Genomic DNA, 11,526 nt, shown 5'->3' with positions numbered 1-11,526 from the left:
TATACGCTTACACCTTTGTTACGCATAGATTTTTCAGATTATATTTATGTTACAAATGTTATTATTAAGTAATAATGGTTTAAATTAACCCCCGTTTGGATATATGATATTTATATAAACCTGTGAAATCTTGGAAGTGGGAGGTGGTAATTTGATAGTTGCAGAGCAGGTGCCGGAAAGGGATACTAGAAAGAAAGTTAAATGGAAAAAACGGGTTTGGAAATGGTCAAAAATCCTTACACTTGTTGTTATTTTAGTTATTGTTTTTCGGGCATTTTTATTTACCAATTATATTGTACACGGTAAATCCATGATGCCGACAATTCATGATGGAGAACGTATAATTGTAAATAAAATAGGCTATGAAATAGCAGAGCCGAAACGCTTTGACTTAATTATTTTTCACGCTACAGAAACGTCAGATTATATTAAACGTGTAATCGGAGTGCCTGGAGATCATATTGAGTACAAGGACGATATACTTTATGTGAATGGTAAATCGATTGAGGAAAGCTTCATAAATCATTATCGGGATGATTATGAGGATGGAACATTTACAGATGACTTTTCATTAGAATCCGTTACAGACTCCAATTATGTTCCAGAAGGTCATGTATTTGTTTTAGGAGACAATCGCCAAAATAGTGTAGATAGTCGCCACATTGGGTTTGTAGAATATGAAAAGATAGTTGGCAGAGTGAACTTCACTTATTGGCCACCAAATAACTTACGAATATTTGAATAACGAAATAACCATTTTAAAGTAATAATAAATATTATAACTACGCTTTTAAAAGACTGAAAATTTAAAATTAAACAAAAATTAATGACGAAATCAATAGGTTTTACGACTTTATTATAAATTTCAAAGAATAATAGAATTAAAGAAAAAGCTTAGAAAAGGATTTACGCCCCTTTTCTGAGCTTTTTTGGAAAGACAAAAAAATTTTCACTTTACGTACTGTCTAGGAGACAGGACGTCGATGATTTAACCTTTGCCCACAGGACGAGGGCGTTCTTAGGTTAAATTGAGGCGCCATCACCTCGTGTCAAATAACCTGTCCGCATATAAAGTAAAAATCACTTTTAAACGGCAAGAACATTTGCATATCGGTGGGAGACAGGATGTCGATATTACGCCGTTGCCTACAGGACGTAGGCTGTACTTAGGCGGAATTGGGGCGCCTTGCGCTTTTCTTAATGAAAAAAGTTTTAGATATTTTCATTCATGATGGTTGTGTAGCCTCGGACTATTGATTATGAAGGGTAATTATATGTCATCGCTATTTTCTAAAAATGTTCCTTTTCTTCCCTTGTGCCTTTCCACTTCTTCTTGGTCTTGAATTCCTAGCTCTTCTTTTATTTTTGAGAGATCTTTAATAATAATCCTTGTGTTGATCCATGCAGCTATTGATCCGATAATAGCAAAAATAAAAATTAAGAATAATAGAAAGTTAATAAAAATAGGGAACCTCCTCCTTTTTATGTTTCGTTTCATCTTAATACAATCTTAACAAAAATTATTTCCTATTTCTAAATAGTATGAAAAATTCTCACGTGAAATTTAATTGTATTACGATTAATTAGTATATAAATAATTTGTTTATGTATTAAGATGTGTTTACTTGAAAAGTACAGCCCCAGCCTATCATTTCACCGAAAGGGATATTTGCGTAAATATAAAAATCATAAATTAGGATAATTGGTGATAAAATCTTAAATGAAATAGGTAGTTTCACGAAGGGAAAATTAGAAAACATATTTAAAAAAATTTATTTATTTTTACAAATGTTTTAACTTAAAATTATTGTACGAAACCCGTCATCATCGTATTTATAAGGGGTTGTCCCATCTTTAAATAAACATATTTTTTAACTAGCTTGTATAATTATCTGATTTTTTTGTCAACTGAGTCGGATTTCTGCATAGTATAAAGTAAGCTTTTTTTTCACAACACATCAATGTTGTGAACGAACAAAAGTGTCGTCAAGTATATAGTATGAATTGTTAGCAAAGATGTGCAAGTCCAAATTTTATAAGGAGGGAAAAAATATGAAAGGCAGTTCAGGCAAAAGTTTTGTTGTCTCTCAAGAAAACTGGTCCCTCCACCGAAAAGGATACCAAGACCAACAACGTCACCAAGATAAGGTGCAAGAGGCCATTAACAGAAACCTTCCCGACCTAGTAAGTGAAGAAAATATTGTTATGTCCAATGGTCGCGATATCATTAAAATTCCAATTCGTTCGTTAGATGAATACAAAATTCGTTATAACTATGACAAAAATAAACATGTAGGTCAGGGGACTGGGGAAAGTGAAATCGGTGACGTGGTTGCCCAGGATGGTACCCCAAGTAAAAAGGGACCTGGGAAAGGTGAAGGGGCTGGAGATCAGGCCGGAGAAGATTATTATGAAGCTGAAGTTTCCCTTGCGGAGTTAGAAGAAATGCTTTTTCAGGAGTTAGAGTTACCGAATCTGCAACAAAAGGAAGAAGACAATATTGTTGTAGAAAATATTGAGTTTACAGATATCCGTAAAAAAGGTTTAATGGGGAATATCGACAAACGAAGAACAATTTTAGAAGCGTTAAAAAGAAATGCAATGAAAGGCCAGCCAAGTGTAGCTCCGATTTATAATGATGATTTAAGATTTAAAACGTGGGAAGAAAAGATTAAACCTGAGTCAAAGGCAGTTGTTATTGCGATGATGGATACGTCAGGCTCTATGGGACGTTGGGAAAAATTTATGGCAAGAAGTTATTTTTTCTGGATGACGAGGTTTTTACGGACGAAATATGAAACAGTAGACATAGAATTTATTGCTCATCACACAGAAGCAAAACTTGTATCAGAGGATGATTTCTTTATGAAAGGTGAGAGTGGGGGAACGATTTGTTCTTCTGCTTATCGGAAGGCGCTAGAAGTGATAGATCAAAAGTATCCTCCATCAAGATATAATATTTATCCATTTCACTTTTCAGACGGTGACAATTTAACATCAGATAATCAACGTTGTCTCTCACTTGTAAAGGAACTAATGGATGTGTCTAGTATGTTTGGTTACGGTGAGGTAAATCAATACAATCGACCATCAACACTCATGAGCTCCTATAAAAACCTTCAAGACGAACGTTTTAGATATTATATATTAAGGGAAAAGGCAGATGTCTATCGTTCGTTGAAGTGGTTCTTTAGGAAAGAAGAAGATGCGATCGTTCATTAAAATAAATTTCAAGAAAACGTGCGAAAAGTGCGGAACCTGGTTCCGCACTTTTTTTTGAACTTTTTTAAGTGTTCTATTCTAAATTTATGAAAATAATAGCGAAATTTGTAGTTTAACATTGGACGAACTCGGAAACAGGTTTATATAACTAATAAAGGAGGAGATAAAAAATGAAAAAACTTTCATTATTTTTCGCCCCCATTCTATTAGTAGGGATGGTATTTGGATTTTCTGGTTTGTCTGCCATGGCAAATACAACAACAGTTGAAGAAGGAGATACTATTTGGGGGTATTCACAAGAGCATGATGTAACGGTAGATGAGCTATTAGAATTAAACAGTGGAATTGACCCGTATGCTTTACAGATAGGATCTGAAATTCAGCTCGAACCTAGTGAAGGTGACGGTAACGGTAATGGAGATTCAAATGGAGAGACAGTAACACATGTTGTTCAGCCTGGAAACACACTGTCAGGTATTGCTACTGTATATGATGGTGTAACTGTTGATCACTTACTTGAATTAAATGAAGATGTTGATCCAAGAGCATTAACGATCGGTTCAGAGATTGTAGTAGTTGAACGTGACTCAACAGGAGACACTACTGGATCAGATGCTGTATACCACACTATTCAGCCAGGTAATACGTTCACTACAATAGCCTCAGTATATGATGGTGTTTCAGCAGAAGATATAGAGGAGGCAAACCCAGACTATGATGCTCATGCATTACCAATTGGAGCACAATTAGTTATTCCAACAAGCTAATGAAAAGAACAATTTAATATAAAAAGTTCACAAATCTGTGCGGGACCTGGTCCCGCACAATTTTGTGTTATAAAAATAGTTTGATTCAAAAGGCGGTTCAAAGGATTAACAGGACTTACAGTGGAAGATGAATCATAAGAATAGTTATGATTTTCTTTTGTTAATTTTTTATTATGTTCTAATTTTTTTGCAATGTATGAAACATTGCTCCCGAACTTATGCTACTTTAGTAGAGAACCAAAAAAATTTATTCAGATCGCCAAATGAAAACTAACATCTAATAAAAAAGCCAATTACAGTCACAAGATTGTCGGGAACCTGTTTCCTGACAATTTTGTGACTGTGTATAGAAGGGTTAACCATATGATAGGGAGTGAGATTGTGTCTATTTCAAATGAGGAGTGGAACAAGGAGAAAAAGCGGGTAGAAACGATTATTGATGTTATAAATAATAAAATAAATCACCTTCAAGAAAATGTAGGAACGATGAAAGAAGGTGTGATTGATTTACGTAAAAGCTTTTGGGAGGATGTCACTGTAAATTTAGACGATGCCCATGAGGTTGGAGAAACATTTACAAGTATTAAGCAGCAGGCAGAGCTTTTGTCTGAAAGGGAAAGAACTCATGAACAATTTTATAAAAAGATGAAAAATCTAATTAAATTAAGTGAATCTCCCTACTTTGGTCGAATCGATTTTTTAGAAAAGGGGGAAGAGGGGGAAGAGGTCGTATACATAGGGTTAGCCTCTTTAATGGATGAAAAGGATGAAAATTTCCTTGTATATGATTGGAGAGCTCCTATTTCAAGCTTATATTACAATTATTCTCCTGGCCCAGCTAAATACGAGGTCCCAAGTGAAGTGATTGAAGGAGAAGTGCAATTAAAAAGGCAATATATTATAAAAAATGGAAAGTTAAAAAGTATGTTTGATACAGGAGTTACGATTGGGGATGAATTGCTTCAAGAGGTATTGAGTAACAACGCTAATACACAAATGAAGAGTATTGTTGCAACTATTCAAAGAGAACAAAATCTAATCATACGAAATGAAAAAAGTAAGTTCTTAATCGTCCAAGGTGTGGCTGGTAGTGGGAAAACGTCTGCTGCATTACAACGAGTAGCCTACTTATTATATCGTTACCGTGGCCAAATTAATTCCGATAATATCATGTTATTTTCTCCAAATTATCTATTCAATAGTTACGTAGCGACCGTACTTCCAGAATTAGGGGAAGATAACATGAAACAAACAACCTTCCAAGCTTATTTACAAACTCGTTTAGAAAAAGAGTTTACGATTGAAGATCCTTTTTCACAAATGGAGTATTTATATACAGCAATTAAGGATTCAACGTATGAAACAAGAATGGCATCCATCAAGTATAAATCCTCGGTGGAATTTAAACATTTTATAGACCAGTTTATTCAATATTTATCTAGGGAAGGCATTGTTTTTAAAAATATATCCTTAAGAGGTAAGGTAATTATTTCGAATAAAGAAATTGAAAAATATTTTTATTCGTTAGATGAAACAATAGCTATTCCAAATCGAATGAATTTAGTAGCTGAATGGATACTCGTAACGTTAGCTAAAATTGAAAAAAATGAACGGAAGAAGGATTGGGTTATTGAAGAAAGCGAGCTTTTAGATAAGGAAGATTATTTAAAGACTTTTCAAGAAACGCAAAAAGGAAATCGTGCAAACGCTGATAATTTTGATGATTATGCATTAGAAGAAAAAATGCTAAGTAAGTTTGTTGTGAGAAAGTATTTTAAACCAATTAGAAATGCAGTTAAAAAGCTTCGTTTTATGGATACTTATTCTCTTTATAAAAAAATATTTGATAAAGATGCCTATCGTGCTTTTTATAGTAAGTCGTTACCACACGATCTGTGGGATGAGATTTGTCGGTTAACAATGAAGAAATTAGAAGGTCGAGAACTGATGTATGAGGATACGACGGCGTTTTTATATTTGAAGGACCAATTAGAAGGAAGAAAATCAAACACAATGATTCGTCATTTATTTATTGATGAAGCGCAAGATTATTCTCCATTTCAATTTGAATTTTTGAAACAGCTATTTCCAAATTGTAAAATGACTATTCTAGGAGACGTTAATCAAGCAATTTATGCTCACGGAAATGATTCTCCCACATTATTATCGGAACAACTATTTAAGGGAAAGGATCAAAGTGAACGAATTACATTAACACGGAGTTATCGTTCCACAAGACAAATCGTTGAATTTACGAAAGGTGTTATTCAAGGTGGAGAATTAATCGAACCTTTTAACCGTGATGGAGACAAACCTACATTAACAACGGTAAGGGATAGTAAGGATCTTAAAGTAAACATTTCTCATCGGGTGAAACTCTTAGAACAAAATGGACATAAAACCATTGCAATATTGTGCAAAACAATGAAAGAGAGTGAAGAAGCATACAACAATTTGAAGGATGATTTACAGCTTCAGTTAGTGGATAAAGATACGACTACCTTCAATAAAGGGGTCTTGGTCCTTCCAGCATACTTAGCAAAAGGGATTGAATTTGACGGAGTAATTATTTATAATGCTTCATCCATTGTTTATGGTGAGGAGCAGGAACGAAAACTATTTTATACTTCCTGTACACGAGCAATGCATGAATTACATTTGTTTACTGTAGGAAAGAAGAGTTATTTTTTTGATGATATACGTAGTGAAACTTATAATGAAATACAAATAGTTAACGAATGTAGTTAAAATTGAAAAGTTCACAAAATTGTACGGGACCATGTCCCGTACAATTTTGTGACTATTTGTCTTTTTGTATTGTTGTTATGTTATGACTTGGTAGAAAATTATTAATATTAATGTAGGCCCCTCCTAATAGTGTTGCTTGTTCTCGTAATTCAGAGGCCTTGATTGTTGTGTTGCGATTCACTGGAGTTGATAAATTGTCTTTGATTTTCTCGATAATGCCGTCCAACTCATTTGTGAATTTACTATTAATAATAATGACTTCAGGACTAAATAATTTTATAACATTGTTTAAACCTAGGCTTATGTAATATACGAATGAGTCTATAATTTCTTTTGAAGTTGTTTCACCAGCTAAGTAGTTTTTCTTAAAGTCTTCAAAGGATACATCTTCTCCTTTATTACTACCATACTCCATGAGTAAAACATGCTCAGAAGCATAACGTTCAATACAACCTAAATTTCCACATGGACATTTTCGCCCGTTAGGTACGACGATGGTGTGTCCAATTTCTCCGCTATAACCTTTCACCCCTTTATATAAGCTATTATCTATAATAATCCCAGCACCAATTCCAGAACTAATACTTATGCTCACTAAATTACTTAAGTATGTTGAAAAGTACCATTCCCCTAAAACAGATAAATTAGCTTCATTTTCTAATGTAATTGGAACTTTGTATCGATTCTGCAAATAGTCTGAAATATTCATACCAGCTAAATGATAATTTGGGGTAAAAATAATATTGTTTTCGTAAACAATTCCATGAATTCCTAATGTAATACCAACAATCCCATAAGGCGTTTTCGGCGAAATTTCAAAATATTCATCAATCAAAAGACATAGCTTTTCAAATATATCCTTTTGATTTATTTTCTCGTGTAACACTTCCTTATGTATAACAATTGTTCCGTCTAGATAAGTGAGGATTGAGGATAAATAATCAGATCCAATGTCAATACTTAAAGAAAGACCAGCTTTTTCATTAAAACAGTACATGACTGGACGCCTCCCACCTTGACTAATTCCGATACCCACCTCTTTTATTAACTTCTTTTCTGTTAAAGTAGACACGATGGATGAGATAGTGGCTTTATTTAATTCTGATACCTTTGAAATATCAGCTCTAGATATAATTTTATGTTGAATAATGATAGCTAAAACATTGGATTCATTCAATTCTCGTATAGAATATTTATCTACCATTTTTCTAATTCTCCATTCGTTTTAATTTTGTTCGTCTCCTTTTCATGTTTGTTTTCTTCAGAAGGAGTTATCATCTTTATTATTGAAAGCTGTTGCGGATCTCCCCCTCGTATCTCCTTGATCTGAATTTTAGTTATTTAAAATTGCAAGGGATCTTTCCATAAAAATTTCCCTTTACAGGACAGTTTTAATGAACTACAATACGATTATACACTTAGTTTATTTATTAAACAAACAAAGAATTGTAAGCACTTACATACACAAGAATAATAGGTTTATACTTTATTTCACTTAATAGATTAGTAAATTTTGTTTTGATATCATTCAAATGTCCGTCCAAAACTGTGTTGTAACGAACGACAACAATAATGCTATTTTTAGGAAAGCTTTTACTTTAAAAGGGGGATGTAATAATGACTTATTTTTCAGGTATCAAAAAGGTGAGGTTTGAAGGTAAGGATTCAGAAAACCCGTTTTCGTTTAAGCATTATAATTCGAAAGAAGTTGTTATGGGAAAAACAATGGAGGAGCATCTTCGTTTTGCAGTTGCATATTGGCATACATTAACGGGAGATGGATCAGACCCATTTGGTTCAGGTACGATGATTCGTCAATGGAATCATTTAAGTGGCATGGAATTAGCAAAAATTCGTGTGGAGGCTGCTTTTGAGTTTTTTGAAAAACTAGGAGTTCCTTTCTTTTGCTTCCATGATCGCGACATTGCTCCAGAGGGAGATAATTTAAGAGAAACAAACAAAAATTTAGATGAGATTATTGGAATGATCAAAGGTCACTTATCTACTAGTGATGTGAGGCTCCTTTGGAATACAGCAAATATGTTCACCAACCCTAGGTTTGTACACGGTGCTGCTACTAGTAATAATGCCGATGTATTTGCTTATGCAGCAGCACAGGTAAAAAAAGGCTTAGAAACGGCGAAAGAACTTGGTTCAGAAAATTATGTTTTCTGGGGAGGAAGAGAGGGCTATGAATCTCTTCTTAATACAGATTTAGAATTTGAATTAGATAATCTAGCTAGGTTTTATCATATGGCAGTAGATTATGCGAAAGAGATTGGCTATACAGGGCAATTTTTAATTGAACCGAAGCCAAAGGAACCGACGAAGCATCAATATGACTTTGATGCAGCTACTGCAATAAGTTTTTTACAGAAGTATGATTTACAAAATCATTTCAAATTAAATATTGAAGCAAACCATGCTACATTAGCTGGTCATACTTTCGAACATGAATTAAGAGTAGCAAGAGCAAATGGTATGCTTGGGTCCATTGATGCAAACCAAGGTGATTTATTACTTGGTTGGGATACAGATGAATTTCCTACAGACTTGTATGCTGTAACACTAGCAATGTATGAAATTCTTGAAAATGATGGATTAGGTAAAGGAGGCGTGAACTTTGATGCTAAGGTTCGACGAACTTCCTTTGAAGCAGAGGACTTATTCCTTTCCCATATAGCTGGAATGGATACGTTTGCAAGAGGATTAAAAGTAGCGGCTAAAATGAAGGAGAATCGTTTCTTCGATTCCATCATTGAGGAACGCTATAAGAGCTTTAAAGAAGGAATTGGCTTAGAAATCACTTCTGGAAAAGCGAACTTTAAATCACTAGAGGAATATGCATTATCAAATGAAAAAATAGAAAATGCCTCTGGTAGAATTGAATTTATTAAATCACGTATAAACGATTATATTTTTTAATCTGGAATATAAGAACACCTCATATCGTATTAAGGATTGCCCCTTTCTTTAATACATAGAGGTGCTTTCTTTATTAATAGAGAATTTATAAGTTTTTCAAACATTGTCTAGGAGTCAGGACGACGATGATTTAGCCGTTGCCCATAGGACGTGGGCGTTCTTAGGGTAAATTGATGCGCCTTACGCTTTTCTTAATAAAGAGGAGGAAAAGAAATATGGAATACGTATTAGGGATTGATTTAGGAACTAGCTCTGTAAAAGCTTTACTTGTTGATCAAGAAGGAAATGTTTGTAAGGAAGCTGTACAGGAATATACCCCTCTTCATAGTAAAACAGGCTATAGTGAACAAGATCCTGAAGATTGGGTATCATACACGCTAGAGGCAATGAAAGAAATAAGTGATGATAAGAATGTTGACGTAAATAATATAAAAGGGTTAAGTTTTTCCGGCCAAATGCATGGATTAGTTCTGTTAGATGAGGAGCATCACCCATTAAGAAATGCTATATTATGGAATGACACCCGGACGACAGATCAGTGCCGCCAAATTGAGAGTGTATTAGGAGATCGTCTTATTTCCATTGCAAAAAATCAAGCGTTAGAGGGATTTACGTTACCTAAACTATTATGGATAAAGGAGCATGAACCCCATTTATATGAAAAAGCAGTAGCCTTTGTTTTACCAAAAGATTATGTTCGTTTTCGTTTAACAGGTATTTTAAATATGGAATACTCTGATGCAGCAGGTACGTTATTATTAGATGTAGAGTCAAAAGCTTGGAGTAAGGAAATTTGTCAAGCATTGGATATCTCTTCATCTATCTGTCCTACTTTAGTGGAGTCAGGTGATTTCGTAGGTACCCTTTCCCCTCAAATTGCGGAGAAAATAAACTTATCAGAAACTACTAAGGTTTTTGCTGGTGGTGCAGATAATGCTTGTGGAGCTATAGGGTCCGGTATTTTGAAACAAGGATTAAGTTTATGTAGTATTGGTACTTCAGGTGTTTTATTGAGCTACCATGAGAAAGAGGACCAAGATTTAAAAGGGGAACTTCATTATTTTAACCATGCAAAATCAAATGCATGGTATGTAATGGGGGTGACTTTAGCAGCAGGAGATAGCCTTAGTTGGTTTAAAAAAACCTTTGCCCCTGAAAAAAGCTTTGAAGCTTTAGTGCAGGAAGGGGCGGATACGCCAATAGGAGCTGCAGGATTGTTGTTTACACCATATATCATGGGAGAACGAACGCCTTACGCTGATTCGCAGATTCGCGGAAGTTTTATTGGAATGGACAGTTCCCATGAACTAAAACATTTTACAAGAGCTGTAATGGAAGGGATTACTTTTTCTTTAAGAGATTCATTAGAAATATTAAAAACTACAGGGAATAAAGATATTAGCCAAATTGTATCCATTGGTGGTGGCGCAAAAAGTGAAGCTTGGTTGCAGATGCAGGCAGATATTTTTGGAACACCAATTATAAAATTAAAGAGTGAACAAGGCCCTGCGTTAGGAGCTGCGATGTTAGCAGCAGTAGGCTGTGGCTTGTTCCCGTCATTAGATGAGTGTGCTGAAACCTATGTGGAAATTGAAAAAGTATATACACCTGTTGAAAAAAATGTAAAGATATATGATGAATTATATGGCATTTATCGTACAGTTTATTGCAATACGAAAGAAATTAACGATAAAATCGCTTCCTTTAGGTAGAAACTGAATTTAAAATATTTAATATAAAAATGGCTAAGTTTACACATTTGTGAATCTAGCCATTTTTATTTTCATTCTATAAATGCACCATCAACCTATTCTAAGTACATGTTCAAAATACATTTCGTGTCTTATCATTAAATATATCTTCC

8 protein-coding genes are annotated in these 11,526 nt (G+C 34.2%); 6 read left to right on the top strand and 2 right to left on the bottom strand.

Annotated features, from left to right (window positions below; translation table 11 throughout):
• The first annotated feature begins 151 nt into the window (after nucleotides 1-151).
• Nucleotides 152-745: a signal peptidase I gene (lepB, locus tag QA612_RS15030; protein WP_347568877.1), complete on the top strand. Its 594-nt coding sequence runs from the start codon at nucleotides 152-154 to the stop codon at nucleotides 743-745.
• Nucleotides 746-1,270: 525 nt separating this feature from the next.
• Here lepB and QA612_RS15025 read toward each other — a convergent pair.
• Nucleotides 1,271-1,498 carry a hypothetical protein gene (locus tag QA612_RS15025; RefSeq protein ID WP_278284637.1) on the bottom strand — a complete coding sequence of 76 codons (228 nt, stop codon included), beginning with the start codon at nucleotides 1,496-1,498 and terminating at the stop codon, nucleotides 1,271-1,273.
• Nucleotides 1,499-2,052: 554 nt separating this feature from the next.
• On the opposite strand from QA612_RS15025, the gene yhbH reads away from it, so the two are divergent.
• From yhbH to helD, 3 genes are all read left to right on the top strand, one after another.
• Nucleotides 2,053-3,222: a sporulation protein YhbH gene (gene yhbH, locus QA612_RS15020; protein ID WP_278284636.1), complete on the top strand. Its 1,170-nt coding sequence runs from the start codon at nucleotides 2,053-2,055 to the stop codon at nucleotides 3,220-3,222.
• 170 nt (nucleotides 3,223-3,392) lie between these two features.
• The gene (locus QA612_RS15015) at nucleotides 3,393-3,989 is read left to right on the top strand and encodes a LysM peptidoglycan-binding domain-containing protein (protein WP_278284635.1); all 597 of its coding nucleotides are present in this window, start codon (nucleotides 3,393-3,395) and stop codon (nucleotides 3,987-3,989) included.
• A gap of 381 nt (nucleotides 3,990-4,370) precedes the next feature.
• Nucleotides 4,371-6,737, top strand: a complete 2,367-nt coding sequence (gene helD / locus QA612_RS15010; protein WP_278284634.1) for an RNA polymerase recycling motor HelD — start codon at nucleotides 4,371-4,373, stop codon at nucleotides 6,735-6,737.
• Between the two features lie 52 nt (nucleotides 6,738-6,789).
• Here the strand turns inward: helD and QA612_RS15005 are convergent, their stop codons facing one another.
• A complete protein-coding gene (locus QA612_RS15005) occupies nucleotides 6,790-7,941 on the bottom strand; it encodes an ROK family protein (protein WP_278284633.1) in 1,152 nt (383 codons plus the stop codon).
• Nucleotides 7,942-8,354: 413 nt separating this feature from the next.
• Between QA612_RS15005 and xylA the strand changes: the two genes are divergently transcribed.
• Nucleotides 8,355-9,662 (top strand): xylose isomerase, encoded by a 1,308-nt coding sequence (gene xylA, locus QA612_RS15000; RefSeq protein ID WP_278284632.1) that lies wholly within the window; start codon nucleotides 8,355-8,357, stop codon nucleotides 9,660-9,662.
• 215 nt (nucleotides 9,663-9,877) lie between these two features.
• Nucleotides 9,878-11,374: a xylulokinase gene (gene xylB / locus QA612_RS14995; protein WP_278284631.1), complete on the top strand. Its 1,497-nt coding sequence runs from the start codon at nucleotides 9,878-9,880 to the stop codon at nucleotides 11,372-11,374.
• Nucleotides 11,375-11,526 lie beyond the last annotated feature (152 nt).

This window comes from Evansella sp. AB-P1, assembly GCF_029688925.1.
Taxonomy (GTDB): Bacteria; Bacillota; Bacilli; order Bacillales; family Salisediminibacteriaceae; genus Evansella.
The sequence above is the reverse complement of the archived record's forward strand: the minus strand, read 5'-3'. Positions and strand labels throughout refer to the sequence as shown.

Excerpts from the sequence above, each read along its gene's own strand:
- QA612_RS15025 (WP_278284637.1), bottom strand. The coding sequence starts at position 1,498 with ATGAAACGAAACATAAAAAGGAGGAGGTTCCCTATTTTTATTAACTTT.
- xylA (WP_278284632.1), top strand. The coding sequence starts at position 8,355 with ATGACTTATTTTTCAGGTATCAAAAAGGTGAGGTTTGAAGGTAAGGAT.
- QA612_RS15015 (WP_278284635.1), top strand. The coding sequence starts at position 3,393 with ATGAAAAAACTTTCATTATTTTTCGCCCCCATTCTATTAGTAGGGATG.
- xylB (WP_278284631.1), top strand. The coding sequence starts at position 9,878 with ATGGAATACGTATTAGGGATTGATTTAGGAACTAGCTCTGTAAAAGCT.
- yhbH (WP_278284636.1), top strand. The coding sequence starts at position 2,053 with ATGAAAGGCAGTTCAGGCAAAAGTTTTGTTGTCTCTCAAGAAAACTGG.
- QA612_RS15005 (WP_278284633.1), bottom strand. The coding sequence starts at position 7,941 with ATGGTAGATAAATATTCTATACGAGAATTGAATGAATCCAATGTTTTA.